Origin of the sequence: Sporosarcina sp. SAFN-015, from assembly GCF_051966875.1 — a bacterium.
In the GTDB taxonomy this organism is placed as follows: Bacteria; Bacillota; Bacilli; order Bacillales_A; family Planococcaceae; genus Sporosarcina.
This window is the reverse complement of the sequence record NZ_JBQCKP010000002.1, coordinates 424,564-451,526: the sequence shown is the minus strand read 5'-3', so window position 1 is coordinate 451,526 and position 26,963 is coordinate 424,564. Positions and strand designations below refer to the sequence as shown.

Below are 26,963 nucleotides of genomic sequence, written 5' to 3'. Positions count from 1 at the left end.
CACTGTTTTAATCTCATAATAGCAAAAAAAGGCCTGTTCACCTAATTAGTGAACAGACCTTTTGAGCACAGTTGCTCATTACAGTTATAGTGCTGCTTCTACCTCTTTAATCATTTCCTTCATGGACAACAAGCCTCCGCCGGACAGGTACCAGTATTCCCCGTTCAGGTAGATAATCTTATTGTTTTTATAAGCATTAGTCTTTTTCACAAGATCGTTTTCAATAGAGTCTTTTGCACTTGCACCGTTGCCGATTGCTGCATCACGATCGATGACGAATAGGACATCAGGGTTTTTCTCTACAATGTATTCAAACGCAATATTTTGCCCATGTGTAGAGATTTCAATTTTCTCATCGGCCGCTGTAAAGCCCAACACGTCGTGAATTAATCCAAAACGAGAATTCGGACCATATGCACTCACTTTACCTTCGCTTGCAAGAACGATAAGCGCCTTTTCATTTACAGAAGATGTTTTTTCACGAATGGCTTCAACGTTTTCGTCAATCTCCGCAAGCTCAGCTTTCACTTCGTCTTCCTTGCCAAAAATTTGTCCCATCAATTCAGCATTATGCTTAAAGGAATCAATATAATGAGCATAGTCGATTCCTACATAAATCGTTGGAGCGATTTCTGCAAAATCCTCATACAACTCCGCTTGACGAGTCGAGATAATGATAAGGTCTGGTTTCATTGCATGAATTGCTTCAAAATCAGGTTCTTTCAAGCTTCCAAGATTTGCATATTTATCGTCGTCATATTTTGAAAGGTATCCTGGAACGTTCGCTCTTGGCAAACCTGCCACTTCAACACCAAGTTCATCCAGCGTATCAAGTGTCCCGAAATCGAAGACAACTACTTTTTCAGGGTTTTTCGGCACTTCAACAGGCTTGTCGCTAAGTTCATGTTCAACTGAAATCGTTTCAGCTGCATTGTTTTTTTCTGCATCGGAACCTGTTGCTTTTTCATTATCTTTGTCCTTCGTGCCGCATGCAGCAAGTACAATCATTAGAGCCGTAAGCAAAAGAGTTATTGAAAGCTTTTTCATTAGTACCATCCTTTTTTTTAAGAATTAAAATAGACGCAAATATTACAGTTGTTCATTCTTTTAATAGGAATATCCATATCATAAATTTCCTTCAACGCATCCGAATTGATGATTTCTTCTGTCAGACCATCTCTGACGACTCGCCCATCTTTCAAAGCGACAATCCGATCGGAATAGACAGATGCGAAATTGATGTCATGGAGTACGATGACAACAGTCTTCCCAAGATCGTCAACTAATCTGCGCAGGATTTTCATAATTTGGACGGAATGTTTCATATCCAAGTTATTCAATGGTTCATCCAAGAGGATATAATCGGTATCCTGGGCGATAACCATTGCGATAAAAGCACGTTGGCGTTGACCGCCGGATAATTCATCCATATAGCTATGCTGCATATCCATCAATCCCATATAATCCATTGCCTGTTCTACAATCCTGATGTCTTCAGCATTCAACTTCCCTCGCGAATAAGGGAAACGTCCAAACGACACCAATTCCCGGATTGTCAATTTTACATTCATGAAGTTGGACTGCTTCAAAATTGAAACCCGCTTGGAAAATTCATTGGATTTCATTTTTTGAACACGATCATCATCGACGAGCACTTCACCCGTATCAGCATCGATCAGACGGCTTACCATTGAAAGCAGCGTCGATTTCCCAGCTCCATTGGGCCCGATGAAAGAAGTGATCTTTCCTCGATGGATATTGACACTCACCTTTTCAACGACCGCTTTTTTTCCATAGAACTTTGACAACTCCCGGACTTGGATCATGAGGATCGACTCTCCTTTAATAGTAGATAGATGAAATAAATACCGCCCGCAAAATTGATGATAACACTTAGCGTCGTCGAAAACGTGAAGATCCTTTCTACGACCCACTGTCCTCCGACGAGCGCGATGATGCTCATGACAGAAGCACCCGCAATAAGAACTGTATGTTTATATGTTTTTAAAAATTGATAAGATAAATTGGCGACGATTAAACCAAAGAATGTAATCGGTCCGACAAGCGCTGTCGATACGGAGATCAAAACCGCGGATATGACGAGCATCATTTTGACGACTTTATCATACGAAACACCAAGGTTGATAGCCGTGTCCCTGCCGAGCGACAGTACATCAAGATCATTGAATGATTTCCAACCTACGACGAACGTGATGATGACAATTCCAAGCGCCCACCAAACCAATTCACCGCTTACATTATTGAAGCTTGCAAACATTTTGTCCTGCACCCGCATAAATTCATTCGGGTCGATGAGAACTTGCAGGAATGTCGATATGCTTCCGAAAAATGTCCCGACAATTATGCCGACGAGCAATAGGAAGTAAATCGGCTGACCGCCCCTTTTGAAGAGGAAACGGTATAAAATGAGCGCAAAAACAATCATTGTAGATACGGATAATATGAAATTGACATGCTTGTTGACGATTGTAATATGGTTTGAACCAAGGAAGAAAATAATGGCCGTCTGAAGCAATAAATACAAGGAATCCAATCCCATTATACTTGGCGTCAAGATCCGGTTATGTGTAATCGTCTGGAATATGACTGTCGAATACGCGATTGCCACCCCTGTCAACGCCATCGCGATCACTTTGATGCTCCGGCGAGGAAGTGCATAGTCAAAACTGCCATTTAAATCTTGGAATAAATATAAAGCACAAAATGCGGCAGCCAAAACAGATAAGATAATCAATTTAGTAGAATTACGCATATGCCTTCCTCCTAAACAGCAAGTAGAGGAATATACCGCTTCCGATGACGCCGACCATCAGACTGATGGAAATCTCATAAGGGTAAATGAGAACCCTGCCTAATATGTCACAGATCAACAGGAAGATCGCACCTAACAAAGCGGTGTGCGGCAATGTTTTCTTCAAATGATCACCATGGAAGATCGATACGATATTCGGGATGATCAACCCGAGGAACGGAATCATCCCAACCGTCAAAATGACCGTCGTCGTAACAAGTGCCACTAAGATGAGGCCAATATTGACGATCCGCTTATACGCAAGACCCAAGTTCTTCGAGAAATCCTCACCCATTCCCGCAACCGTAAAGCGGTTCGCGTACAAATAAGTGATGATCAGAACCGGGATGCTTATGTATAGAAGTTCATATCGCCCTTTCATAATCATCGAAAAGTCACCTTGCAGCCATGCTGCCATATTTTGAATGACATTCGATTTATAGGCGAAGAACGTAGTGATCGAGGACAAGATATTCCCAAACATGAGTCCGACGAGCGGAATGAATATCGCATCCTTGAACTTGATTCGATCGAGGATTTGCATGAACAGCAACGTCCCTGCAAGGGCGAATGCAAAAGCCACAACCATCTTCTCGATCGTCGATGCATTGGTAAACAATAGCATCGATACTAAAATACCTAACCGTGTAGCATCCAGCGTTCCTGCAGTTGTGGGCGAAACGAATTTGTTTCGGCTTAGTTGCTGCATGATCAAACCGGCGATGCTCATCCCTGCCCCGGCGAGTAGGATCGCTACAAGTCTCGGTACACGGCTGATCAGAAAAATCTCAGTCTCCTCAGATCCGAAATCGAGGAGATCCGTCGGTTTAATGGAGCTCACTCCGACGAATAATGAGAGAAATGAGAGTAATAGTAATGCAATGAACAAATAACGTTTCTTCATGAAGAAAGAACTCCGATATCGAATATTTGCTCTAACTGAGAATCCTTCAAGTGAAAACGATTATCAGTTAGCTGCAAATCCAATTATAGCAGGTATGTATTCAGTGTCAACCGATAATTGAAAATGATTATCAATTACAAGTTTGTTAGTTGAGAATTGATTGATAAAATCCTCACTTCAAGCGGTTTCGGCAATTGTGACGAGAATCTAACGCTTTTCATCACATAAAAAAGCAGCCATAGACAGCCGCTTTTGGCTATCCATGACCACTTTCTCTTTTTTACTCTTGAGTTTCGTTCATCAATTCTTCAAGGTCAACTGCTTCGTCGAGGATTTCTTGAGGAACTACGATTTCATCGATTTCATTGATTTTCGAAATGACAGATTTCATCTTTTGAACGATGTGCATTTCTTCTTCTTCGACTTTCATCGTCATATCCATGTCTAAATCAAATGCATTCGTGTAATACGTCTCTTTGTCGATGTACATAACGACTTCAAGGCTTTTCACATCCATGTTGTTCAACAGATCAGCATCTTCCTCAGTCATTTCCATATCTGCAGGTAGAGCAGAACCCATCAATTCTTTCATTAGACCGCTGAATTTATCGCCAGAAGCGGATAGCGTCAAGATGTACTCGTCGTCCGTCTGTTCGAACTTGAAATCATCTTTGAATTCATTGAACATTTTCATATCCAACGTCGGGTCTGTTTCACCGCCCATTTGCGCCATCATTTCATCGTACATGTCCTTAGGCATCTTAATCCATTGGCCAGACTCAGGGTCGTTCATGAAGAAACCTGAATCAGTCATGTACAGTTCCATATCCATTTTACCTAGATCGCCCATGTCCATCTTCATCTTTTGGTGCATAGCCAATGGCTCAACGATGGCATCCATGTCCATTTTAATTTTTGAATCCATTTCAAGCTCTTGACTTGGTATGGAAATTTTTTGGTCGATATCCATGACTGCATGCATGCTCTTTTGCTCTGCAGACACTTCCATCGCTTTACTATATACTTCCTGCGCCGTCATCTCACTTTTGTTTTCTAACTCTACTTCTTTACCAGTTTCTGCATCCTTCTTCGGTTCCGCTGCAGATCCACAAGCTGCTAACCCAAGTGCCAGAACACCAACACCAAGACCCTTTAACCACTTTTTCATCTGATTCGCTTCCCTTCTGTAATTCTCTTTATGTCACACCTAATGATACGGTATTAAAGGAAAAGGGTTCCACCATTTTTCGGAATTCCTCTAATTTGAATCTTTTCTACCAGTAAAATCCTATATGTCTTTTCTCACCCACTAAACTATTTCGACTTCTGAAACTTTTCGTACCACTTTTAAATAAATTTCGCTATAATAGCTTGGACTACAGAAAGGACGTCATAATTATGCTAAAAAAATTCTTTTCCTATTATAAGCCGCATAGACGGCTTTTCATCATCGACTTCTCAAGCGCCATATTCGTTGCTTTGCTTGAATTGGCGTTTCCGATGGCTGTCCAATGGTTCATTGATACCCTTCTGCCTTCCGGAGATTGGGGGAAAATCGTTACGACGAGCGTTTTGTTGTTGCTAGTTTACTTGCTAAGCACATTCCTTCAATACATCGTCAGTTATTTGGGGCATAAGCTTGGCATCAATATCGAGACGGATATGAGGCAGCAGCTATTCAATCATGTCCATCGGCAATCTTTCCGTTTCTTCGACAATACGAAGACCGGGCATGTAATGAGCCGGATCACGAATGACCTATTCGATATTGGCGAGCTCGCCCATCACGGTCCTGAAGATGCTTTCATTGCGGTCATGACGATCATCGGTGCTTTCATTCTTATGTACGGGATTAATCCTGAACTAGCAATCATCGCAATCTGCATGGTGCCTCTACTCGTCGTTCTCGTGACATTCTGTAATATCAAGATGAACGCAGCATGGCAGAACATGTACGGGAAAATTGCGGATGTCAATGCGCGGGTCGAGGACTCGGTATCCGGTGCGCGGGTCGTTAAATCGTTCACGAACGAAGACTTCGAAATTTCGCGTTTCAAAAAAGACAACGGCAGTTTCAGACTCGCTAAACTTGTCGCTTATAATGTAATGGCGTGGACGCATTCTAGTATGTATATGATGACTAGGCTTGTGACGTTAGTCGTGCTCGTTGTAGGAGCATGGTATACGTACAAGGGCATTCTGAAGCCAGGGGAGCTTGTCGGATTCATTCTTTTCGTCAATATTCTCATCAAGCCTGTCGATAAGATCAGTGCATTGCTTGAATTATATCCTAAAGGAATGGCAGGCTTCCGTAGATTTCTTGATTTAATCGAACAGGAACCGGAAATTAAAGATCGGCCAAATGCGAAAACTGTCAGCCACTTGCATGGAGATATTTATTTCGACGATGTCCATTTCCAATACGACGATAATAAAAATGTATTGAATGGCATTGACTTATCAATTAAATCTGGTGAAACGATTGCTTTCGTCGGTCCATCAGGGGCTGGAAAGACAACAATCTGCTCCCTTATACCGCGATTTTACGATGTTGATTCCGGAGCGATTTCAATTGATGGCATTGACATTCGCAACATGACACAGCAGTCGTTGCGTTCCCAAATCGGGATCGTACAACAAGACGTCTTTTTATTCACAGGGACGATCAAGGAAAACATCGCGTACGGAAATTTGAATGCGACAGATGAAGAAGTGATAGCGGCTGCGAAAAAAGCGCATTTGGAAGATTTCATCTCGTCGCTTCCTGACGGCTATGAAACGCAGATTGGTGAACGCGGGTTGAAATTATCCGGCGGGCAGAAGCAGCGGCTTGCAATTGCGAGGATGTTTTTGAAAAATCCTCCGATCCTCATCTTGGATGAAGCAACTTCTGCACTTGATACAGAAACGGAGCGCATCATTCAACAATCGTTGAACGAGCTTGCCGAAAATCGGACGACACTTGTCATCGCCCATCGATTGGCAACAATCCGGGATGCAGATCGAGTTGTCGTCGTGACAGAAGACGGAATTGCAGAAGACGGAAAATACGATGAGTTAGTAAGAAAGGGCGGCATTTTCGCCCGTCTGCACAATATTCAATTCCAAGAGGTTTAACATTTCGAGAACCGGGGGATACTACTACCATCCCACCCCCTTTCTCTTTATAGATAAAAACCGTACCGTAGACTTTCGAGTCACACGGTACGGTTTTTTCGTTTAATGTCCAGCTACAGGCGCCTTCCGCTTTTCGTTAATGTCTAGCTTCAGGCGCCAGGGGCTCGAGGTCATAAGGCGATGATACTCTGTTGCAAAAAGCGCAACGCCGTATCTTCACCTTATGCTTGTCGCCCCTATGCAGGCGCCTTCCGCTTTTCGTTAATGGCTGATAATGAATTCCTCAAACTTGATTCGTTCAGAACCATCCATTTCGACGGTCATTAATGTCCCCTCTTCCTCGTACTCCGTCTTCTTCACATTCGCTTTGTCATTCAAATACGAAACGACATCTCCGCGATCAAACGGAACGAGCAGCTTGCAAGTAATGTACTGTTCAAAAACTTTTTTCTTGATCAAATCAAGCAACTCATCTAATCCCATCTCTTCTTTAGCCGAAATCCAAACGCTATCCGCTGTTTCCCGAGGATACGGGACTCCTGCTAAGTCTGCTTTATTATATACATTGATGGTCGTAATATTTTCCACACCGACGTCATGCAATGTGTCGTTTGTCACTTCCATCATATAACGGTATTCAGGATTTGAAACGTCGACGACATGTATAAGAAGATCTGCTCCACGAGCTTCCTCTAAAGTGGAGCGGAATGCCTTGACCAAGTGATGGGGCAGCTTCGAAACGAATCCGACCGTATCCGTCAGGAGAAATTCCTTATTGTCGGCAAACACTAAACGACGCACAGAAGTGTCAAGCGTTGCGAAAAGCATATTCTCTTCATACACTTGCTTCGAATTTTCATCATCCATTTTTCGAAGTAATGCGTTCATTAACGTTGATTTACCAGCATTCGTATATCCAACAATCGATACGACCGGTATGCCGCTTTTCTTCCGTTGTTTCCGCTGTGTATCACGCCGATCTCTTACATGCTCGAGATCCCTGCGCAACTTCGAAATTTGGTCTTCGATTTTCCGACGATCGAGCTCAAGCTTCGTTTCCCCGGCCCCCTTGTTTTGGAAGCCTCCGCCGGTTCCTCCCCCTTGCCTGCTTAAGGAAGCGCGCAATCCGACAAGCCGCGGCAATGTATACTGGAGCTGCGCCAATTCTACTTGCATCCTAGCTTCATGCGTACGTGCCCGTCTCGCAAATATATCGAGGATGAGCATCGTTCGGTCAATAACCTTCACTTCAAGCTCCTGCTCCAAATTTCGGATCTGCGAAGGAGAAAGTTCATCATTGAAGATGATCAGATTTGCATCTGTCTCTTCATAAAAACGCTTAATTTCTGCGATTTTCCCTTTTCCGACATAAGTTGTCGGATGTCTGCGCTCCAAATTTTGCGTTACGCTGCCAACGACTTTCACATCGATAGCCTCCGCCAAATTTCGAAGCTCTTCCATTTCGTATTCAAAATGCTCATCATTCTGTTCCTGTACTCCGACAAGAACCGCATATTCTACCAATATATCCACTAAAAAACCCCTTTCTTCATTTAACGAATGACGACTTCCTGCAAACGATCTTTCCCGCCTTCTTGTTCGACGAACCGCAGCCGGACATTTCCAATCGTAATGTCATTTGAATCTCCGACTTTCTGCGAAAGCAACACTGCCCATTCACCAGTGTCTCGCAAAGGGTCTTCAACGCCAAAAATGCACTCCCGGATTTCCATCTCCTCATTTTCCACAGTCAATACACCTTCAGCGCGCAACTGCTCGAAACGAATCTCTTCAGGCGTTTCCCACTCGATGAAAAAAGGATATGGCAGTTCACCGGAAACCGGTTGATCGACAAATAGCATTTTCCATTTTTTCAATTCTCCCGCGGCTGTCCGCCGCTCTGCATTCAACACACCGGAAGTCGCAAAGCCTTTGTTTGTAATGTCCTCATTAAATTGCTCAATATCTGTTACGGATAAACATATTGTGCCCCATCCATCCTTGTCCTTCAAATCATGAAGCAGCAAGCGTGTCAACGGATGGTCCACTTTTGCCGCAAATTCGGCGCGTTCCACAGATAGCCATTCTACATAAGCATTTTTCACATATAGTAATGCATTATGCGTTCCCCACTTTTCATGCCTACCGCCAATCACTGCATGTTTACCTTCATTCCTCTGCTCGCTTACAATTTCGTCAGGACTTTTCGATGTGAAATAAACAACATGATCAAGTTTCATCTGCGAGATCCCCCTTTTAAGAATAGATTACCATATCCAAAAAAATACGACCTCCGCTACATACGCAGGAGGCCGTTTCCATTATCTTTCTTTTTTCAATAAAACCATCGCGTCATAGAATTCCTTGTCGATTTCCGCGTTCGGACGATACGTCATCAAGCTGACGAAATATGTTACGACTAGACAGATAAGGAATCCAGGGACGATTTCATATAAACTATCTGACAGAACGTCGACGGTGCCCCAAATACCGACAGTGATTGCACCTGCCACCATTCCCCATAACGCACCTGTCGCTGTCAGCTTGCGCCAATATAGAGACAGCAAGATGATCGGTCCAAACGCTCCTCCGAAGCCCGCCCATGCAAATGAAACGAGCTTTAGAATTGATTCATTGTTTGGCCATGCAAGCGCCATAGCGATTAATGAAACGACAAGCACTGCCATCCTGCCCAAGAACACATATCGCTTATCTGTCGCATCCGCCTTGATGATTGCCTTGTACAAATCTTCGATAAGAGCTGATGAAGTAACAATCAACTGCGAAGAAATCGTACTCATAACAGCCGCAAGTACTGCCGCAAGCATGATCCCTGCAATGAATGGATGGAAAATGATCTGTCCTAATGCAATAAATACAGTTTCCTCATCGACCAATTCAGCGCCTGCGTTCTGTTGGTAATAAGCAATCCCAACGAGCGCGGTTGCGATAGCACCGAACAAGCTTAACGCCATCCAGCCAATTCCGATCCGGCGTGCACTTTTTGTTTCCTTTACTGATTTAATCGCCATGAAACGAACGATAATATGTGGTTGTCCAAAATAACCGAGCCCCCATGCAACGGATGAAATAACACCAGCTACTGTGGCCCCTTTCACAAGACTTAGCATGTCTGGATTCACTTCCCTAATGCTTGCAGCCGTTTCCGCAAATCCACCTGTCAAAGTCAAACCGATAATTGGAACTAATAATAACGCAAAGAACATCGTAAGACCTTGTACAAAATCGGTATAGCTTACGGCTAAAAACCCTCCGAAAAGCGTATACGCAATAACGACAGCCGAAACGATCAACATTCCGGAATGATAACTCAGTCCGAATGAACTCATGAAAAATTTACCGCCAGCAACCATACCCGAAGAGACATAAAACGTAAAGAAGACAAGAATAATAATACCTGAGGCAATTCGAAGCAGTCTTGACTTGTCTTTAAGTCGACTTTCCAAGTAACTCGGGATTGTAATTGAGTCGCTCGACACTTGCGTATACACACGAAGTCTTGGTGCAACTAATAGCCAGTTTAAATACGCACCTACTGTCAAACCGATTGCAATCCAGGCTTCCGTTAACCCGACAGCATAAATGGCTCCTGGCAACCCCATAAGCAACCAGCCCGACATATCTGCTGCACCGGCACTGAGTGCAGTGACAGCAGGTCCAAGTGAACGCCCGCCTAGCATGTAATCATTCAAATTCGTTGTTTTCCTATATGCATACCATCCGATGAAGAGCATCGCCACCATATATACAACAATGGCTATCAATTGATAAAAATCACTAGACATACTTTCCCCTCCCGCTTCATTTTTCTATATAATAACACCTTTTCGTTAATTAAAGACATCTTTTGAAAAACCACGTCATTATTCCTATAAAAATGCCAATGAAACAAATTTCCCGGGAAATGTACATATTTCGACAACGTAGTTGAAATGATTTTAAACGAAGGAAGTTTACGCTTGCAAAAAAACGGGAATATCTGCGTAAGGAGGCGATTCCTGATGCCTTGGAATAAAAACGATTATCCCGATTCCTTTAAAAATTTGGAGCCCGAAGTACGTAATAAGGCAATCGAAATTGCGAATGCTTTATTGCGAGAAGGGAATGAAGAGGGCCGAGCGATTTCCATTGCGACAGCTAAAGCAAGGGAATACGTACATGGCGATAACTCTGACCGTGCTAAATATGAAGCGAAAGCACGGAACGAAGATTGGATTCTTATAAAAGAAAATGGCGAACGCGCAATCTTCAAAGAGGACACAAAAGATGATCTTCTTGAAAAAGCGAAACCGTACGTAAATGAACATAATGGAATCCTAGTCATCCACCACGCCGACGGATCAGTCGAATCAACTCTATATGACTGATACCAAAGCAACTTATAAATGAGTTTATATACCGATTTAATAAGAATCTTAATCCTCAATTTAAAAACAGGTGGAGGAAGTTTGCATTCCTTCACCTGTTGCTATGTGTAGAACTTTACACTTGATGACTCAATGATTCGTCAATCGACATTTCACGAAGTTTGAACTTCTGGATCTTCCCTGACGCGGTCATCGGATATTCGTCAATGAACTTAATATATTTCGGGATTTTGTGATATGAAATACTTCCTTGGCAAAATGAACGTACAGCTTCCTCGTCAATGGAAGAACCCTTTTTCGGGATGATCCACGCCATCAATTCCTCTCCATATTTCGGATCCGGCACTCCGACAACTTGAACGTCTGATATTCCTGGATGTGTGTAAAGGAATTCTTCTACTTCACGTGGATAGATGTTTTCACCCCCACGGATGATTACGTCTTTTATTCGACCCGTAATGTCGATATAGCCGTCCTCGTCCATGATTGCGATATCTCCTGTACGAAGCCAACCATCTCCATCGACCGCCTCTCGCGTTGCTTCTTCATTGTTATAATACCCTTTCATCACATGATAACCACGTGTACATAGTTCGCCCGGACTGCCAACAGGCATCTCGGTTCCCGTCACAGGATCTATAATTTTCACTTCGACAAATGGATGTGGTTTTCCAACAGTGGACACCCGCTTTTCAATCGGATCATCAGTTTGCGTCTGTGTAATGACAGGTGATGCTTCCGTCTGTCCATAGCAAATCGTAATTTCATCTGCACCCATCTCGTGAATCACTTGTTTCATAACTTCAATCGGGCAAGTGGATCCTGCCATAATACCAGTTCGTAATGTCGATGTATCAAATTTCTTGAAATCCGGATGATTCAATTCGGCAATAAACATTGTCGGTACACCATTAAGAGCTGTACACTTCTCCTCTTGAACCGCTTCTAAGACGCGGAGAGGATGGAATTGCTCAAGGATGACCATAGTCGAACCATGCGTCACTGCCGCCAGATTGCTCAAAACAGCTCCGAAACAATGGAAGAACGGCACAGGAATGCATAGACGGTCCTTCTCCGTCAATTTCATAAAATCCCCGATAATCTTTCCGTTATTCACAATATTATGGTGTGTTAACATGACACCTTTTGGAAAACCTGTTGTCCCTGACGTGTATTGTATGTTAATGACATCATCGGGTGACATGCCATTCTCCCGTTCAGCCAATTCCTCGTCTGTAATACCTTCAGCATGGGCAAGAAATTCTGACCATTTATAAATTCCGGATTCTTCACGATCCGACATAAGAATAATTCTTTTCAATTTAGGCAGCTTGTCACAGGAAACGACACCATCTTTACTATCATGCAGTTCTGGACAGATCGAACGGATAATGTCGATATAACTCGTCCCTTTGAATCCTTCATCCAGTATTAACGTCGTCGCATCTGATTGCTTCAACAAATATTCGAGCTCTTTCGCTTGGTAATTTGTATTCACCGTAACGAGGACAGCTCCCATTTTCCCTGTTGCAAACTGACTCAACAACCATTGCGGTTTGTTATCGGACCAAATGGCGATATGCTCTCCGCGTTTGATCCCCATCCCGATGAATGCCTTCGCCAGCTCATCTGTCTCTCGATCAAACTGTTTATATGTCCTTCTAATTCCAAGTTCCGGATATACATAGGCCTCTTGCTCTGGCAACGCTGCTGCCCAATCCCTTACGACCTCGCCAACCGTTTTACTTAACAAAGACATCCATCAAACCCCTTTCTACGAATCTATATTTATTTATATATTATCACAAAATTCAGAAGGTGTCTTAGGTACTTTACATTAAAATAAGTCGTCCCACCAACTAGGCGGAACGACTCAAACAGTTTATTCAACAGGGAATACACGTCCCCTTTCATCTTTGTAAACGACATGATGACGCTCGAATTTTGTCGGTGAATCGAGTCCGGCAGCAGCCGCGATTCTAAATAACCCTTCACGCATCGTCAAAATATAATTTGTGACGCGGAATTTCTTTTCCTCCACGACAAGTCCTCTTTGCAGATGTTTATCCGTCGTTGCTACACCCGCTGGACACTCATTCGTATGGCATCGTTCAGCCATAATGCATCCGACTGAAATCATGAAGCCCCGGGCAATTTGAACAAGATCGGCTCCCATCGCCAAAGCGATTGCAGCTTTATCCGGCGTCGTTATTTTCCCGGAAGCTATAATTTTCACTTGGTCTCGCACTTCATATTTTCGCAGTGCATCGTCCAATAAGACGAGTGCCGATTTTAGCGGCAATCCGACACTGTCCGCCAAATCTTGATACGTAGCACCGGATCCCCCTTCCGCTCCATCCAAGGAAATGAAATCCGGACCTTTGCCCGTCTCATGCATGAACGACGCAAGCTCCTCCGCGTCCTCCTTGCCGCCGATGACAATCTTAATACCAACAGGCTTGCCTCCACGGTCTCTAATTTGTTCGATAAAATCAAATAAGGTCGGGTAATCCGAGAATTGGTTAAAGCGGTTCGGACTGTTGATCGTCGTATAAGGGACGACATTTCGGATTTTTGCAATCTCTTCCGTCACCTTCTCCCCTTCAACATGGCCTCCCCGCATTTTCGCGCCTTGCGCCATTTTAATTTCAAATGCTTTCACTTGCGGGATTTCCGCCTTTTCACGGAGGCGCTCCCAGCTGAATTCCCCTTCCTCTGTGCGAAATCCAAATAGTCCCGATCCAATTTGCGCGATGATATGAGCGTCCCCAGCCAAATGGTAAGGGGAAAGACCACCTTCTCCAGTGTTCATCCAAGCTTCTTTCGCCATCCCGATCCCTTTCGACAAAGCTGAGATTGCATTTTCACCGAGTGCCCCATAGCTCATGCCAGATTGTCCGAGCAAGCTTCGGACATGGAAAGGATGCTCACAGTTCGGCCCGATAACTATCGCATCTTCTTTGGGCAACAACCAAGGCAATGCAGGTATCTCCTCTCGATGCTCTTTCCGAGAAAACAGATTATCTTCATCAATACGGTAGCGCATCGTATTGATCAACCCGTCATTATCGACACGCATTTCCTCATTCTGCTTCGTGAACAGTGCATTGCGGATATAGTAGCCAGCTTCTTCAAAATTACGTTTTGATCCAAAACCGATAATGCTGTTCAAATACTTCCCCGGCAGCACCATATGCAAATATTCTTCCCGATTGAACGGCTTTCCTTCATGGTCGGCATTAAACAAGTATTGTCGCAGCTCAGGACCCGTTTTTTCAAGCATATACCGCATCCGTCCGAGGACCGGGTAATTCCGCAGAATAGCATGTTGCTTCTGCCGTTTGTCATAAAAATAAAGATAAATGGCAAAGGATATCGGAATGACGACTAAAATTAGGACGAGCAATGTCGTCGTTAACGAGATACCTTCAAACCACCCCATGAGCACACCCCTTTTCTATGCGTTTCATGTAGTGTAACATGAATATATTCGCACAATTTGAATAACATATTTTTGGAGGGATACATATGGTCATCGAATTATTGACATCACACGCATCCGTTAGAAAATACAAGGACATACCCCTATCAAAGGAAGACGTCCAAGAACTGGTCCATGCAGGGCAACACGCGGCAAGCTCCCATTTCGTCCAAGCCTATTCGGTCATCCATGTAACCGATCAGAAAAAACGTGAACAACTTGCGGAACTGGCCAGTAATAAAAGACAATTCCTAACCGCAGGAGCCGTCCTCATATTTTGTGCTGATTATTGCCGTTTGGCTAGTGCGGCTGCACTTCACGGCAAGGAAATCGATTATACTCATGCAGAAAACATGCTTGTCGGCGCCATCGATGTAGCGCTTTTCGCACAAAACGTCGCCATCGCTGCGGAATCAAAAGGTTACGGCATCTGTTATATCGGAGGCATCCGCAACGCCCCGGCAGAGATTAGCGACCTATTGGAGCTCCCGAACGGCGTCGCGCCGATGTTCGCCATGTCGATCGGCGTTCCTGACGAAGCGAACGAAGTGAAACCGAGATTGCCGGTCGAAGCGATCATCCATGAGAACAGCTACAATGCTGCCAAATACGATGAACTCCTGCCAGCCTATGATCAAACAATGCACGACTATTATTTAAACCGCGGGTCAAACCAGAAAGATACGGCTTGGTCCGTGCAAATGGCCGACTTCCTCTCCGCACCAAGACGAGCATTCATGAAAGACTTCTTAGCAAAGAAAGGATTTACATTTAAGTAAAGCACTAAACATGCTCATAACGCATAAACGGGTCTTACTGCAAGGGATTAGCCAAAGCCGTTACGAAGAACGGCTTTTGCGAGTACAGCCCGTCACGTAGAACGGGCTCTGCGAACAAAAGCAAAGCGTTGAGAGTAAAAGCGAAGCGTTAGGAGCACATTTTTTCAATCCCTTGTTGTATTGTTATATGTACATATTTGTACGAAAAGAGGTCCATCATGATGCAATTTGAAGAACTAGTGGAAGAAGTCGCCCGCCGTATAGAAGAAGGGACGTTCATCCAAGGGACGATCAGTCAGCCCCGTTATAAATCGACCGGCTTGCAAAAAGTGAAACTAAAACCTGTGGAAATAAAAAAAGAAGTCCATATTCAATTTGAATATCACTATGAGCGTATTTTGAAACATGAAAATATAAGAGTTCCACATATTCAACCAGTTCTCAAACAATTATTGGAGCAATTCAAGCAGATGCATGCGGAATTTGCAGATGAAAAAGTCCATATCCAGTTAACGAAAAAGTTCAAAGTTTCCTGGAAAGGTGAAAAGACGGCAATGACGAAAACGGTTGATTTGTCGCATAACCGGAAAAAGAATTATTTATTGGATGACGAAACTCTATATCCTTTCCTTATTCGACTCGGCGTGCAATCTCCCGAAGGTAAGGTGAAAAAGCAGAAATACGATAAGTTCCGTCAAATCAACCGATTCGTTGAATTTATTGATGACGCGCTCGTCCACTTGCCAAAAGACCGTCCCGTTCGTATTTTGGACTTCGGCTCCGGCAAATCGTATTTGACGTTTGCCCTCTATCATTATTTGCATATCGAAAAAGGATTAGACATTCGCGTAACCGGGCTTGATTTGAAAAAAGAAGTTATCGAAGAATGTAACCTAATCGCAAAAGATCTTGGATACGAACAACTTGAATTCCTCGTCGGTGATATTAACGACTATAACAATGAAACGTCCGTCGATATGGTCGTCACATTGCATGCATGCGACGTTGCAACAGATATGGCACTTGCCCGCGCTGTCAAATGGGGAGCCGAAGTAATTTTAAGCGTCCCTTGCTGCCAGCATGAACTGTTTTCACAAATCCAATCCCCGGCTCTAGACGTTTTGTTGCAGCACGGTCTTATTAAAGAGCGCTTCTCGGCACTTGCAACAGACTCCATCCGCGCTGAACTTTTGACGCTCGTTGGATATGATGCACAACTGCTTGAATTCATCGATATGGAGCATACGCCGAAGAATATTTTAATCCGTGCTTATAAAACGGGTAAGAAGCCAACTTCCGATTCTGTCGTAAAATATGAAGCGTTTCGGGATTTGCTGAACGCAAAACCGTTTTTGGAACGGGAATTGAAAGCTGCGGGCTATTTACAATAATGCTAACCTGTTACAACGGTTCTCCTAAGGAGTTGATATGATGCCCACTTACAATAAACTTGTCCGCGACTTGATTCCCCAAATAATCGAAAGCTCAGGGAAAACTTGCACGACTCGCATTATGAACGATGATGAGTTCACAATCGAAATTAACAAGAAAATGCATGAGGAACTCGCTGAGTATGAAGCAGCAGAAACAGCGGAGGATGCGATAGAGGAATTGGCCGATTTATTGGAACTGATCCACGCAGCCGCCCTTTCCCATGAATCTAGCTTTGATGAATTGGAGAAAGTCCGTCTACAAAAAGCAGAAAAGCGTGGAGGATTTGATGAGAGAATCTTCTTGATTAATGTAGAAGATGAGTGAATAGAAGGAACTGGATGCTATTTTTATCAACGAAAAACCGCCGCTGAATTTCTCAGGCAGGCGGTTTCTTTCATGTTATATAGTTAATAATTTCTCTTGCTTGCGAATAAATCCATTATAGATTTCCAAATCAGCCTCATACACAGTACGGTATGTCGCAAGGCTATGAACTTTCACTTTTTCAAAACTGGCTCCATCGACGATTTCGAAAAAGCTATTCAATATTTCAGCATTGGCCCATGCAGTTTCTTCGAAGGCGATATCGGTTTCATGCTCTTCCATAACCATCGTCATGAACGGCAAATCTGTAGACCGCATTTCTGCAGCGGCTTGTTTTTTCATATGGATGATCTCTTTCGTGCGGTCAAGTGAGTCGAGTAAGGCTTTACGGTCCATCGCATGCCCCAACTCGTGGATTGTCAATACGCGAAGATAGATTTCCAGTGGCATCGGTTCAGGAAGTTCCTGGCAGGCCTTTCGTACACGAGCAATATCGACAATCACTTCATCTTTAATGAAATCATACATCATATTGACACCTGTACTTTCCTGCTTTAATTCCACGTCCATATTTACGGCGTGGATGGTCGATTCAATCAAAGCGACGATTTGCGATTCCGTCATTCGTTCTTCCATTCTATTTCCCTGACATCCTTTTCTATTTTGTAAATTAAGGCATAACTGTTTTTATGCATATTTCAACACGGTTATAAGTGAATAAGTGGATTTATGCGTATTTGAAGTGTTCAATGCGTTTTTGAGGAGATTTTTATGTGGCTGTATCAAATTATGCGCTTTTCGCGGTACAACTCAGTAAATCTGCGTCAAATGCAATTTTACAAATAAGCGACTTTTTCATTATAAATATGTAACATCTTTTTTTCAATAGAAAAATCCCAACTTACACCAAATTGTCAAAAACCTGCTAACTGTCTAAGTTGGCAGGTTCTCTTTATTAATTATTTCATTCCAACCCGACGGACAAAAATACATATCCATCCCGCCTATGCTTCTCCTTAAACACGATAGGAACACGTTCCTTAAAAATTGGTCCGTCGACGACAACGGTATGGAACTCCCCTGATTCTCCGCATGAATCGATCCCGAGCGCCTCCAACTCATCCATCAATTCGATCGTGAATTTACGCCCGATGAATTCAACAGGCATCATTCTCGTATTGACGACAATAATATATGCTTCAAAGCCAGCGTTTACGAATTCCTCCAACAACTTCCGGCGCGGTTCCATCCAAAGCGGGTGGATTGCGTTCATATCGACTTTGGCGCATGCCGTTTGAACCCATGTTAAATGGTCCTCCAGGTCAATATCTCCGAAAACGCCGTTCGGAATGCCTGCATCTACACATTCCTTCATTGCATCTAAAAATTGTTCTTCGTACCCTTTCCAGTTTGCACCACGTATCATCAAAGGAAGTGCGAGACTCTCAGCCTGCGCTTGAATAATTTCCAATGGCAATGCATGTGATTTCGAACGCTCCTTATCCTCTTCGAACATTGTCCAAATTCGTTTGGCGACTCCGCCTGATTGAAGTGCACGATAATAAGCCATCGCCGAGTCTTTTCCGCCGCTCCACGAAGCGACAAAAGGTTCATTGTTCATTGTGCAATACATCCCCTTGCAGTATATTGCTCAAATTATAGCATAATCGTGGAAAACTATTTTCTAGCATCAACCGTCCATACTAATGAGACGTGAGCGCGCTGCGTTATTTTTGAAGAAGGTGTAACTGTCATGACAAAAGAAGAAAAGTTCGAACTGGTGGAAAGATATATAATTGAAAATCAACAAACCTATTATCGATTAGCTTATAGTTATGTGAAAAACAAAGAGAATGCGCTTGATATTGTACAAGAAGCGGTCTTCAAAGCTCTTCGTTCCATCGATAAACTGGAAGAAGTGAACTATTTGAAGACATGGCTGTACCGGATCATCGTCAATACCGCCATTGATTTCATCCGGAAACATGAGCGGGTGTCCATTATGGAAGACGAAATCTTGGAAAGCCATTTACCTGCTTCGAAAAATGAATTGAGCGATTTAGATTTGCAAGAAGCGGTCGAACACCTTCCACCACTTTATAAAACAATAATAATTCTGCGGTTTTTTGAGGATCTAAAACTCGAGGAAATTGCCGAGATCACCGGAGATAATCTTAACACGGTGAAGACGAGGCTATACGCAGCTTTACGGAAGTTGCGTGTTGAAATGGGAGAGGAGCAAGCGAATGAGTAATTTGGATAAACTGAAGGATGATTATGAAAACATTGAGATTCCCGAAGAATTGGATCGTGTTGTGAGGGCTTCCATTCACGAAGCCAAAATGAAACGCAAAAAGAAATGGCCGGTTTTTAGGAATAGCTTAATTGGAGTTGCTGCTGCGGCGGTTCTCTTCGTAGGCGGCATCAATGTCAGTCCAGCATTCGCTAAGTCGATGGCAGATGTGCCTGTTCTGGGTTCAATCGTAGAAGTGTTCACTGTACAGCAATTCACTATAGATGAAGGCACTTATCAAGCAGACGTATCGACGCCTATCATTACCGGATTAGAGGACGATGAATTGCAAGCAGCATTGAACGAAAAATATGCGAAAGAGAACAAGGAGCTTTTCGAGCAATTCGAGAAGGAGATTGCCGAGCTGAAGGAAGATGGTGGCGGTCATCTCGGTGTTGACGCGGGCTATGAAGTATTGACGGATAATGACCGAATTCTTTCGATCATGCGTTATCAAGTAAATACAGTCGGCTCCTCATCGACAACGATGAGATATGATACAATCGATAAAGTCGATAATGTCTTGATTACATTGCCAAGCCTATTCAAAGATGACTCGTATATCGAAGCAATTAATGCTTATATCGCAGAAGAGATGGAACGGCAGATGGCGACGGATGAAATGATTTCTTATTTCACTGACAATGAATATGGCGAAGGCTTTACGACAATCAAGCCGGATCAGAATTTCTATATTACAGATGATCAAAAACTTGTCATTTCATTCGATAAATATGAAGTCGCCCCTGGGTACATGGGTGTTGTAACCTTTGAAATCCCGACTAGTGTAGTGAAGGATTTGTTGGTGAGTGATGTGTATATTCGATAAAAAATGCGATCCGATATAAAAAAAGTCCCCTTGCGTAAAAGCGTTCGGGGACTTTCATTATTCTGCCGCTTCCCATGAATAGCCGTTTATTCGCAATTCATCAATCGTTTTTTTCAATTGCTTCAAATGGCATTTTTCGTATAGGCCAACAACCGGAAACCATTGTTCTAAAGGAATCAAACCGAGATTTGGATGCTTGAAGGACTTTTCGCGTAAATGCTCCTTACAGCTGCCATCATAAACATCGAGCAAATAAATCCTTGAATTATGAAGCTCTTCTTTGATTTCCGCGATCGATTTGTACGTATCGGTCGGTTGTGTTTGCAAAGGGAGTTTCCCTTTTACAAGCAAGCTTCCGGATAGGACGATGATTTTCTTGGAGGCTTTTCGGCTATTTGGATTCTTTAATTCTCCTGATATTTTTGAAGCTATATATGTTTCCATCAATGCAAGATGCTCCAAAATTTGCTTCGGAGACCACCCGCCAGTGGATGGAGTTCTATTGAATTCGACATCAGTCATCCCATCGATGGTCTGATAGATCTTTCTTCGGATTTTATTATTCCCTTCAAAAACCATTATATCTCTCCTTATGTAGAACGAAATAGGAGCATTCAATTCTCATCCACAGCATACGATGTTTTGAAGAAAAATTAAAGTAGTAAAAACATATTCAGAAAAATAAGTTGTTGGTTATATTTGTAATAAAATGTTTTATGCGTCATTGCAGCAATTTATGCGTCTTTTTATGAGTTTATGCGCGAAAATGAAAAAATGCTCCATCCGGAAAGGATGGAGCATTCAGAGTGTAGACAAAGTCGTTTTTGGACTTTGTCTACACTCTTTTTTAAGGCAAGTGGCAATGGGCAGGAATTTCCTCAGCCTGATTGAAAACGCTTGCCAGCCTAGGCGCGAAGTCGAGCGAAGACGCGAATAGAACTAAAGTTCATGAGCGGACGCGCGAGACGAGCAACAACGGATGCGAGCGTTTGTCAACAGGCTGAATGCTCCATCCGGAAAGGATGGAGCATTTAATTATGCAGGCATCGGCGTATCTGTCGGTTCTGCGTAGCCTTCTTTGTACGTTTCATCGATGAATTCACGGATTTCCTTCATCGTTTTACCTTCTTGTTTCATTTGCACCGATTTCACAGCAATTTCTAGGCAGACGAGGCAGCGCGTTCCGTGGTCGTCCCAGACGACGGAGCCATCTTCGCGTATTTCGTCGACGAAGCAGTTCAAATTGCTTCCATGGCCTGCGCTTTCACCGCAGCCGCAGTAGCATGGCATATAGGACAGCACGTCCGAAGCGGATGCAGCCACTTGGTAGACGAGTCGCATATCTTCAGGCTTGTCATCCAAAAATTTCGGCAGCACTGCTGCTGATTCGGTCACTTCCTGCAAGTCCCCATTCGGCAAATGTTTTTCATGGCCCACTTCCAAATGTTCATCTTCGGAATGTTGCTGCGCCTTTTCTCCGCAAGCGGAAAGAATAAGAATCAAAATTAGTATGAGTGGAGTAAGTTTCTTCATTCATGTTGCTCCTTTTAGGATTTCTTGTCCTTCCATCATAGCGGAAAACGGCGTGGAGAAGGTTACAACTTTGTGGACATTGCGCCGCGTTTATTCTCTTTCTGCTTAATCCAATAACGGATGCCTTTGCCGGCTAACGGTTCATCCGAAAACCGTGGAATGACATGCAGATGAGCGTGCGGTATCGATTGCCCGCCCACTTCGCCTGTATTCCAGCCGACTGTATAGCCCTCATTGGCATAACGCTCTTCCAAATAAGCTTTTGCCTTCAGTAACAACTCCTGCGTATCCCGCCATTCTTCTGGCGTCAATGAAAATACGTCGACCGCATGCCGTTTCGGCACAATTAAGCCGCTGCCTTCCAACACTTTTTGTTCGGAAGGCTTTTGAATATAAGCGCATGTTTCTGTCTCAAAAATGATTTGCTGCTCTGGATCCGCGGTCAAATTGCAGTATGGACAAGTTGCTTCGTACATATTACCGGCCGATCATTTTCGAAGGATCAACGTACTCGTCAAATTGCTCCTCCGTTAATAATCCAGTTTTCAATGCTGCTTCCTTCAATGTCGTTCCTTCTTTATGTGCCGTCTTCGCAATTTTCGCCGCATTTTCATAGCCGATATACGGATTTAAAGCCGTTACGAGCATAAGCGAGTTTTTGACTTTGCGATCAATCTCTTCCCGGTTCGGTTCGATTCCGACCGCGCAATTATCATTGAAGCTGCGCATGCCGTCCGCAAGCAGCTTTGCAGATTGCAGGAAGTTGTAAATGATGACCGGTTTGAATACGTTCAATTCGAAGTTTCCTTGGCTAGCAGAAAATCCGATTGCCGCATCATTCCCCATTACTTGTGCAACGACCATTGTGAGTGCTTCACTTTGTGTCGGATTCACTTTGCCTGGCATGATGGAGCTGCCTGGCTCATTTTCAGGAATCGTAATTTCGCCGATTCCTGAACGCGGACCGCTCGCTAGCCATCTTACATCGTTCGCGATTTTCATCAAATCTGCTGCAAGAGCCTTCATGGCACCATGCGTATAGACGACTTCATCATAGCTAGTGAGGGCATGGAATTTATTTGCCGCCGAGGTGAATTGGATACCGACCGATTTCGAAATTTCTTCAGCGACTTTCTCTCCGAATCCTTTCGGTGCATTCAACCCTGTTCCGACTGCAGTTCCGCCGATGGCAAGTTCTTTCATCGATTGGACGCTTTCGTTCAACATCTTTTCCGTTTTCTCAAGCATGCGATGCCAGCCGCTAATTTCTTGGCCTAATGTGAGCGGCGTCGCATCTTGCAAATGCGTACGACCGATTTTGATGATGTCCATGAACGCTTCAGATTTCTTGCCGAGTGTTTCTTTCAGCACTTGCAAGGAAGGCAGCAATTCACGTTCAACTGCAATTACACCAGCTACATGCAATGCTGTCGGGAATGTATCGTTAGAGCTTTGTGATTTATTCACATCGTCATTCGGATGAAGGCGCTCTTCCTCGCCCCATTCCTCTAACAGCTGATTGCCTCGGTTCGCAAGCACTTCGTTCATATTCATGTTCGATTGCGTGCCGCTGCCAGTTTGCCAAACGACGAGCGGGAAATGGTCATCCCATTTGCCTTCAATTACTTCTTCTGCCGCTGCGACGATTGCTTTCATTTTCGCATCAGATAGATTGCCAAATGAGTTGCTTGCAATCGCTGCCGATTTTTTCAAATGGGCGAATGCACGTATGACGCCAAGGGGAATGCGTTCTCCGCCGATTTTAAAGTTCTGCTTGCTCCGCTGTGTCTGCGCGCCCCATAACTTATCCGCCGGTACTTTAATTTCTCCAAATGTGTCATGCTCGATACGATATTCCATGTTCCCTCCGCCTTTCACATATGAATAATTGAATACTTCCTCTTCTATCATGCACCTTTTCGGAGTTGAATCCAAGTCTTTAAGCACCCGGCAATTTCTTTTCTAAAATTATTTCTATGAATCTATCCACAACATCGGGATGAAACTGTGTCCCTTTGCCCTTTTTCAGTTCAGCAAGTGCTTCCTCCACCGTTAACGCTTGTTTATAGACGCGTTCCGTTGTCATTGCATCAAAGGCATCTACGACTGAGACGATGGCTGCCTCGATGGAGATTTCGTCTCCTTGTAATCCATATGGATAGCCTTTGCCGTCATATCGTTCGTGATGCTGCTCAACGATAAATGCGGCATCTTTCAGCCACTCCACTGGATGGGAACGCATCATGTCAGCACCTTTCAAGGAATGGGATTTCATCGTTTCCCATTCATCCGGCGTAAGCTTCCCGGGCTTATTTAGTATTTTTAGTGGAATCGCGAGCTTGCCAATGTCATGGAAGTAAGAACCCCACCGAAGCAATTTAAGTCTGCTTTTCGGCTGGTCCATCCGTTTCCACACTTCGATCGCGTATTGTCTGATCCGGTCGCAATGATGATACGTATAGCCGTCAACGCTCGAAACGGCATCCATTTCGTTTTGTAATGTCAACGTTTCAAAAAATAATTGTTCATAGAAGTCAGCATCCATTTTCATAAGTATTTCTGCGTCAGATGTTCCGTAAAATGTGACGATCTTGTCGTAGCAGGAAGCGTCAAGCGTCTCCCCGACTTTCATCTTTATTCGAGTATCGCGGTATTCGATATCCACTTCTCCATCCAATAGCGTATACGTTTCGACAATCGTGTTATCAGGGTTATATTGGGCACAGAAAGACCCCCCTTCATTCACTGAAAAGAGGGCTTCCGCAACATTATCCCATCGTCCGATAAGCGTAATCTGTCCTGATGTCATCCGAAGAACGGGGTATTGGCCAGCTACTTGTCGCTGTGAAGGGTTTTGAGTTGTTCCCATAGGCATCCTCCGTTTTACAGGTTTCGACTTTTTTCGCATGTTTTTTTCATTATAACGGAGAATGCAGGGAACTTCTACAATACTTTTAGAATAAATAGAATATATTTTCTTTTACAATTCCTGTCTAAGCGCCTGAATGACATCAATTTTTGTCGCTTTGCGAGCAGGACGCCAACCGGAAACCATAGCGACAGTAATGCTGATGACAGATGCGATAATAACAAGCTGCCATGGAATAATGGAAAAAGTAATATCCAAGTTAGTAAACTCCTCTTCTCCGAGTGCAGTAGAAACGATGATCGGCAAAACTATATTGGCGATGAAACTGACACCGTAAGAGATTGCAACTGCAATGATCGTTCCTACAATGCCAATCCAGGCACTCTCCATGAGGAACAGTCTTTGAATTAATTTAGGGCTTGCTCCGATCGCTTTCATGACCCCGATTTCACGCGTCCGCTCCGTTACTGCCATCGTCATCGTGTTGAAAATCCCGATTGATGCAATTAAGATTGCGATTGTGCCGACGAAGACGAGACCTGCTTTGAATGCAAGAAAGAAGACATCGAGTTGTTCAAGCTGATCTGCAATGGAATAAACGGAGTATCCTTCGTCTTTAAGCGCTTTGCTGACAGCTGTCACGTTCTCTAGATTATCAGCATAGACATTGACATTTCCATAGAATAACTGGCTGTCTGCGTCTTCAACGTGGCTGATGAAAATCTGATTCAATTCCGGCATGATTGCCGCGTCCGCATAAATGTTTGTGTCCATGACCCAGTCTTTCGCCGGTTCTTTCGCGATGCCGACGATCGTCAATGTTGTTTCTTCCGGGAAAAGCTCTTTTTCTTCAAACAATCCCATTTTATATGTGAATTGCTTGCCGATAAGCGGCTCTTTATAAGTTGGCGGTTCCGCCTCTTGATCGCTGTCACCCGCTTCCATCTCGATCAGGCTTTCGGCGAAATGACTGCCGACAACGACTTCATTATTATTTTCCGGCAAGCGTCCTTCTTGTAAAGCAAAGCCCACTTTTGCTTCCTCTTGAAACTCTGTAACTGTCATGTTATGACTGCCGATGAACCCGTCGAGATCGGTTTGCTGATTAATGCTTACAGACTGGCGAAAGACGACCGCTTTCACATGGTCTCGTTGTTTCAGTTCTTCCACTTTCGCTTGATCCATCTCACTTGAATATACTTCAACTTGGTTTACCAATCGGTTATCGAGTATTTCTTTTCGCATCGTGTCATGAATGCCGAACCCGACGGATGCAAGGACGATCAAAAATGCTGTTCCCATCGTTGCGGCAAGAATTGTCATGAAGACGCGCAGTTTATTTTTTTTGATATGTTGCCTTACGAAATCGATTTGATCGTTAAATTGCATGTACGACACTCCCTTCTGTCAATTCACCGTCATGCATACGGTAAATGCGATCCGCTGTTTCCGCCACCGTGTCATCATGCGTAATGATGATGAATGTAATGCCACGTGATTTATTCAGCGATTGGATGAGCAGCAAGATGTCCTGCTCCGTCTCCGAGTCGAGGCTCCCCGTCGGCTCGTCCGCAAAGATGATGGGCGGATCGGTGATGAGAGCACGCGCAATGCTCACCCGCTGTTGCTGCCCACCCGATAACTCATTTGGATAATGATCTTGAACGTCTGTAAGGCCGACGAGCTGAAGCAGCTGGCGGACTTTTTGCTTGCGTTCCTTATTAGCTACTCCAGCTAGTTTCAATGGCAGCTCTACATTTTCAAATGCGGTGAGACCCGGCATAAGCTGGAAGTTTTGAAAGATGAAGCCGAAATGACCGAGACGGAACTTTGCACTTTCCGCTTCATTAAACGCGGATGTCCGGGCATCGCCGATTTGAATGATGCCAGCATCCGGTTTAAGGAATCCTGCCAAAATATGAAGCAACGTCGATTTCCCGGACCCGCTTCGGCCGACAATCGAAACAATTTCTCCTTCATTGATTGCAAAGGACAGCCCCTTTAACACCGGCACTCGTTTCTCCTTGCCTTTCTTGCCAATCCTGAATGAATGCGTTAATTCCTGAACTTGTATCATAATTTCCTCCTCCAACGTATTAACTGTTTCCCATTGTACGGAGAGATTCTTAAGGGGGAGTGAGGAGAAAAATGAAGATATTCTTAAGATAGTGGTAGACTTTGAACGCGGGAAGACTCTCTT

26 protein-coding genes are annotated in these 26,963 nt (G+C 43.8%); 7 read left to right on the top strand and 19 right to left on the bottom strand.

Annotated features, from left to right (window positions below; genetic code table 11):
- Positions 1-84: 84 nt before the first annotated feature.
- The 5 genes from ACTHPA_RS05360 to ACTHPA_RS05340 all read right to left on the bottom strand — a co-directional run bounded on the left by ACTHPA_RS05360 (position 85) and on the right by ACTHPA_RS05340 (position 4,884).
- Entirely contained in the window at positions 85-1,047 is a 963-nt protein-coding gene (locus ACTHPA_RS05360; RefSeq protein WP_440499127.1) for a siderophore ABC transporter substrate-binding protein, read from the bottom strand.
- Between the two features lie 17 nt (positions 1,048-1,064).
- Positions 1,065-1,826 (bottom strand): iron ABC transporter ATP-binding protein, encoded by a 762-nt coding sequence (locus tag ACTHPA_RS05355; RefSeq protein WP_440499126.1) that lies wholly within the window; start codon positions 1,824-1,826, stop codon positions 1,065-1,067.
- Complete coding sequence (locus tag ACTHPA_RS05350; RefSeq protein ID WP_440499125.1) at positions 1,823-2,773, bottom strand: iron chelate uptake ABC transporter family permease subunit; 951 nt, start codon at positions 2,771-2,773, stop codon at positions 1,823-1,825. Before ACTHPA_RS05350 ends, ACTHPA_RS05355 begins: the two co-directional genes overlap by 4 nt.
- Positions 2,766-3,716 carry an ABC transporter permease gene (locus tag ACTHPA_RS05345; protein WP_440499124.1) on the bottom strand — a complete coding sequence of 317 codons (951 nt, stop codon included), beginning with the start codon at positions 3,714-3,716 and terminating at the stop codon, positions 2,766-2,768. The genes ACTHPA_RS05350 and ACTHPA_RS05345 overlap by 8 nt, the downstream gene beginning before the upstream one ends.
- Before the next feature lie 280 nt (positions 3,717-3,996).
- Positions 3,997-4,884: a DUF6612 family protein gene (locus ACTHPA_RS05340; RefSeq protein WP_440499123.1), complete on the bottom strand. Its 888-nt coding sequence runs from the start codon at positions 4,882-4,884 to the stop codon at positions 3,997-3,999.
- Positions 4,885-5,114: 230 nt separating this feature from the next.
- On the opposite strand from ACTHPA_RS05340, the gene ACTHPA_RS05335 reads away from it, so the two are divergent.
- The gene (locus ACTHPA_RS05335) at positions 5,115-6,833 is read left to right on the top strand and encodes an ABC transporter ATP-binding protein (protein WP_440499122.1); all 1,719 of its coding nucleotides are present in this window, start codon (positions 5,115-5,117) and stop codon (positions 6,831-6,833) included.
- A 261-nt stretch (positions 6,834-7,094) separates the two neighbouring features.
- On the opposite strand, the gene hflX is transcribed toward ACTHPA_RS05335, so the two are convergent.
- From hflX to putP, 3 genes are all read right to left on the bottom strand, one after another.
- On the bottom strand, positions 7,095-8,366 hold the full coding sequence (gene hflX, locus ACTHPA_RS05330) for a GTPase HflX (protein WP_440499121.1): 1,272 nt from the start codon (positions 8,364-8,366) through the stop codon (positions 7,095-7,097).
- A gap of 20 nt (positions 8,367-8,386) precedes the next feature.
- Positions 8,387-9,073 (bottom strand): VOC family protein, encoded by a 687-nt coding sequence (locus ACTHPA_RS05325; protein WP_440499120.1) that lies wholly within the window; start codon positions 9,071-9,073, stop codon positions 8,387-8,389.
- Positions 9,074-9,154: 81 nt separating this feature from the next.
- Entirely contained in the window at positions 9,155-10,639 is a 1,485-nt protein-coding gene (putP, locus tag ACTHPA_RS05320; protein ID WP_440499119.1) for a sodium/proline symporter PutP, read from the bottom strand.
- A 216-nt stretch (positions 10,640-10,855) separates the two neighbouring features.
- Here putP and ACTHPA_RS05315 point away from each other — a divergent pair, with 216 nt between their 5' ends.
- On the top strand, positions 10,856-11,221 hold the full coding sequence (locus tag ACTHPA_RS05315) for a DUF2188 domain-containing protein (protein WP_440499118.1): 366 nt from the start codon (positions 10,856-10,858) through the stop codon (positions 11,219-11,221).
- 115 nt (positions 11,222-11,336) lie between these two features.
- Here the strand turns inward: ACTHPA_RS05315 and ACTHPA_RS05310 are convergent, their stop codons facing one another.
- Together ACTHPA_RS05310 and ACTHPA_RS05305 are read right to left on the bottom strand one after the other, a co-directional pair.
- On the bottom strand, positions 11,337-12,980 hold the full coding sequence (locus ACTHPA_RS05310; protein WP_440499117.1) for an AMP-binding protein: 1,644 nt from the start codon (positions 12,978-12,980) through the stop codon (positions 11,337-11,339).
- 123 nt (positions 12,981-13,103) lie between these two features.
- Positions 13,104-14,663: an FMN-binding glutamate synthase family protein gene (locus ACTHPA_RS05305; RefSeq protein WP_440499116.1), complete on the bottom strand. Its 1,560-nt coding sequence runs from the start codon at positions 14,661-14,663 to the stop codon at positions 13,104-13,106.
- 86 nt (positions 14,664-14,749) lie between these two features.
- On the opposite strand from ACTHPA_RS05305, the gene nfsA reads away from it, so the two are divergent.
- The 3 genes from nfsA to ACTHPA_RS05290 all read left to right on the top strand — a co-directional run bounded on the left by nfsA (position 14,750) and on the right by ACTHPA_RS05290 (position 17,239).
- Positions 14,750-15,481 (top strand): oxygen-insensitive NADPH nitroreductase, encoded by a 732-nt coding sequence (gene nfsA, locus ACTHPA_RS05300; protein WP_440499115.1) that lies wholly within the window; start codon positions 14,750-14,752, stop codon positions 15,479-15,481.
- Positions 15,482-15,702: 221 nt separating this feature from the next.
- Positions 15,703-16,872 (top strand): class I SAM-dependent methyltransferase, encoded by a 1,170-nt coding sequence (locus ACTHPA_RS05295; protein ID WP_440499217.1) that lies wholly within the window; start codon positions 15,703-15,705, stop codon positions 16,870-16,872.
- 40 nt (positions 16,873-16,912) lie between these two features.
- Complete coding sequence (locus ACTHPA_RS05290) at positions 16,913-17,239, top strand: nucleoside triphosphate pyrophosphohydrolase (RefSeq protein WP_440499114.1); 327 nt, start codon at positions 16,913-16,915, stop codon at positions 17,237-17,239.
- 75 nt (positions 17,240-17,314) lie between these two features.
- Here the strand turns inward: ACTHPA_RS05290 and ACTHPA_RS05285 are convergent, their stop codons facing one another.
- Both ACTHPA_RS05285 and ACTHPA_RS05280 read right to left on the bottom strand, forming a co-directional pair.
- Entirely contained in the window at positions 17,315-17,875 is a 561-nt protein-coding gene (locus ACTHPA_RS05285; protein WP_440499113.1) for an integrase, read from the bottom strand.
- A 328-nt stretch (positions 17,876-18,203) separates the two neighbouring features.
- Entirely contained in the window at positions 18,204-18,860 is a 657-nt protein-coding gene (locus ACTHPA_RS05280; RefSeq protein WP_440499112.1) for a diphthine--ammonia ligase, read from the bottom strand.
- A 132-nt stretch (positions 18,861-18,992) separates the two neighbouring features.
- Here ACTHPA_RS05280 and ACTHPA_RS05275 point away from each other — a divergent pair, with 132 nt between their 5' ends.
- Complete coding sequence (locus ACTHPA_RS05275) at positions 18,993-19,493, top strand: RNA polymerase sigma factor (protein WP_440499111.1); 501 nt, start codon at positions 18,993-18,995, stop codon at positions 19,491-19,493.
- Positions 19,486-20,361, top strand: a complete 876-nt coding sequence (locus tag ACTHPA_RS05270) for a DUF3298 domain-containing protein (RefSeq protein WP_440499110.1) — start codon at positions 19,486-19,488, stop codon at positions 20,359-20,361. The genes ACTHPA_RS05275 and ACTHPA_RS05270 overlap by 8 nt, the downstream gene beginning before the upstream one ends.
- Before the next feature lie 57 nt (positions 20,362-20,418).
- On the opposite strand, the gene ACTHPA_RS05265 is transcribed toward ACTHPA_RS05270, so the two are convergent.
- From ACTHPA_RS05265 to ACTHPA_RS05235, 7 genes are all read right to left on the bottom strand, one after another.
- Positions 20,419-20,940 carry a DinB family protein gene (locus tag ACTHPA_RS05265; protein WP_440499109.1) on the bottom strand — a complete coding sequence of 174 codons (522 nt, stop codon included), beginning with the start codon at positions 20,938-20,940 and terminating at the stop codon, positions 20,419-20,421.
- 456 nt (positions 20,941-21,396) lie between these two features.
- Positions 21,397-21,894 (bottom strand): PCYCGC motif-containing (lipo)protein, encoded by a 498-nt coding sequence (locus tag ACTHPA_RS05260; RefSeq protein WP_440499108.1) that lies wholly within the window; start codon positions 21,892-21,894, stop codon positions 21,397-21,399.
- Between the two features lie 62 nt (positions 21,895-21,956).
- Positions 21,957-22,370 (bottom strand): HIT family protein, encoded by a 414-nt coding sequence (locus tag ACTHPA_RS05255; protein WP_440499107.1) that lies wholly within the window; start codon positions 22,368-22,370, stop codon positions 21,957-21,959.
- Between the two features lies 1 nt (position 22,371).
- Positions 22,372-23,754 carry a class II fumarate hydratase gene (gene fumC / locus ACTHPA_RS05250; RefSeq protein WP_440499106.1) on the bottom strand — a complete coding sequence of 461 codons (1,383 nt, stop codon included), beginning with the start codon at positions 23,752-23,754 and terminating at the stop codon, positions 22,372-22,374.
- Between the two features lie 79 nt (positions 23,755-23,833).
- Positions 23,834-24,763: an HD-GYP domain-containing protein gene (locus ACTHPA_RS05245; protein WP_440499105.1), complete on the bottom strand. Its 930-nt coding sequence runs from the start codon at positions 24,761-24,763 to the stop codon at positions 23,834-23,836.
- A gap of 111 nt (positions 24,764-24,874) precedes the next feature.
- Complete coding sequence (locus tag ACTHPA_RS05240; protein WP_440499104.1) at positions 24,875-26,152, bottom strand: ABC transporter permease; 1,278 nt, start codon at positions 26,150-26,152, stop codon at positions 24,875-24,877.
- On the bottom strand, positions 26,142-26,840 hold the full coding sequence (locus ACTHPA_RS05235; RefSeq protein ID WP_440499103.1) for an ABC transporter ATP-binding protein: 699 nt from the start codon (positions 26,838-26,840) through the stop codon (positions 26,142-26,144). The genes ACTHPA_RS05240 and ACTHPA_RS05235 overlap by 11 nt, the downstream gene beginning before the upstream one ends.
- Positions 26,841-26,963: the final 123 nt, after the last annotated feature.

Excerpts from the sequence above, each read along its gene's own strand:
- ACTHPA_RS05290 (WP_440499114.1), top strand. The coding sequence starts at position 16,913 with ATGCCCACTTACAATAAACTTGTCCGCGACTTGATTCCCCAAATAATC.
- ACTHPA_RS05270 (WP_440499110.1), top strand. The coding sequence starts at position 19,486 with ATGAGTAATTTGGATAAACTGAAGGATGATTATGAAAACATTGAGATT.
- ACTHPA_RS05335 (WP_440499122.1), top strand. The coding sequence starts at position 5,115 with ATGCTAAAAAAATTCTTTTCCTATTATAAGCCGCATAGACGGCTTTTC.
- ACTHPA_RS05315 (WP_440499118.1), top strand. The coding sequence starts at position 10,856 with ATGCCTTGGAATAAAAACGATTATCCCGATTCCTTTAAAAATTTGGAG.
- ACTHPA_RS05285 (WP_440499113.1), bottom strand. The coding sequence starts at position 17,875 with ATGGAAGAACGAATGACGGAATCGCAAATCGTCGCTTTGATTGAATCG.
- ACTHPA_RS05355 (WP_440499126.1), bottom strand. The coding sequence starts at position 1,826 with ATGATCCAAGTCCGGGAGTTGTCAAAGTTCTATGGAAAAAAAGCGGTC.
- ACTHPA_RS05265 (WP_440499109.1), bottom strand. The coding sequence starts at position 20,940 with ATGGTTTTTGAAGGGAATAATAAAATCCGAAGAAAGATCTATCAGACC.
- nfsA (WP_440499115.1), top strand. The coding sequence starts at position 14,750 with ATGGTCATCGAATTATTGACATCACACGCATCCGTTAGAAAATACAAG.
- ACTHPA_RS05280 (WP_440499112.1), bottom strand. The coding sequence starts at position 18,860 with ATGAACAATGAACCTTTTGTCGCTTCGTGGAGCGGCGGAAAAGACTCG.
- ACTHPA_RS05310 (WP_440499117.1), bottom strand. The coding sequence starts at position 12,980 with ATGTCTTTGTTAAGTAAAACGGTTGGCGAGGTCGTAAGGGATTGGGCA.
- ACTHPA_RS05255 (WP_440499107.1), bottom strand. The coding sequence starts at position 22,370 with ATGTACGAAGCAACTTGTCCATACTGCAATTTGACCGCGGATCCAGAG.
- ACTHPA_RS05345 (WP_440499124.1), bottom strand. The coding sequence starts at position 3,716 with ATGAAGAAACGTTATTTGTTCATTGCATTACTATTACTCTCATTTCTC.
- ACTHPA_RS05235 (WP_440499103.1), bottom strand. The coding sequence starts at position 26,840 with ATGATACAAGTTCAGGAATTAACGCATTCATTCAGGATTGGCAAGAAA.
- ACTHPA_RS05245 (WP_440499105.1), bottom strand. The coding sequence starts at position 24,763 with ATGGGAACAACTCAAAACCCTTCACAGCGACAAGTAGCTGGCCAATAC.
- ACTHPA_RS05240 (WP_440499104.1), bottom strand. The coding sequence starts at position 26,152 with ATGCAATTTAACGATCAAATCGATTTCGTAAGGCAACATATCAAAAAA.
- ACTHPA_RS05275 (WP_440499111.1), top strand. The coding sequence starts at position 18,993 with ATGACAAAAGAAGAAAAGTTCGAACTGGTGGAAAGATATATAATTGAA.
- ACTHPA_RS05325 (WP_440499120.1), bottom strand. The coding sequence starts at position 9,073 with ATGAAACTTGATCATGTTGTTTATTTCACATCGAAAAGTCCTGACGAA.
- fumC (WP_440499106.1), bottom strand. The coding sequence starts at position 23,754 with ATGGAATATCGTATCGAGCATGACACATTTGGAGAAATTAAAGTACCG.
- ACTHPA_RS05350 (WP_440499125.1), bottom strand. The coding sequence starts at position 2,773 with ATGCGTAATTCTACTAAATTGATTATCTTATCTGTTTTGGCTGCCGCA.
- ACTHPA_RS05340 (WP_440499123.1), bottom strand. The coding sequence starts at position 4,884 with ATGAAAAAGTGGTTAAAGGGTCTTGGTGTTGGTGTTCTGGCACTTGGG.
- ACTHPA_RS05295 (WP_440499217.1), top strand. The coding sequence starts at position 15,703 with ATGCAATTTGAAGAACTAGTGGAAGAAGTCGCCCGCCGTATAGAAGAA.
- ACTHPA_RS05360 (WP_440499127.1), bottom strand. The coding sequence starts at position 1,047 with ATGAAAAAGCTTTCAATAACTCTTTTGCTTACGGCTCTAATGATTGTA.
- ACTHPA_RS05305 (WP_440499116.1), bottom strand. The coding sequence starts at position 14,663 with ATGGGGTGGTTTGAAGGTATCTCGTTAACGACGACATTGCTCGTCCTA.
- ACTHPA_RS05260 (WP_440499108.1), bottom strand. The coding sequence starts at position 21,894 with ATGAAGAAACTTACTCCACTCATACTAATTTTGATTCTTATTCTTTCC.
- putP (WP_440499119.1), bottom strand. The coding sequence starts at position 10,639 with ATGTCTAGTGATTTTTATCAATTGATAGCCATTGTTGTATATATGGTG.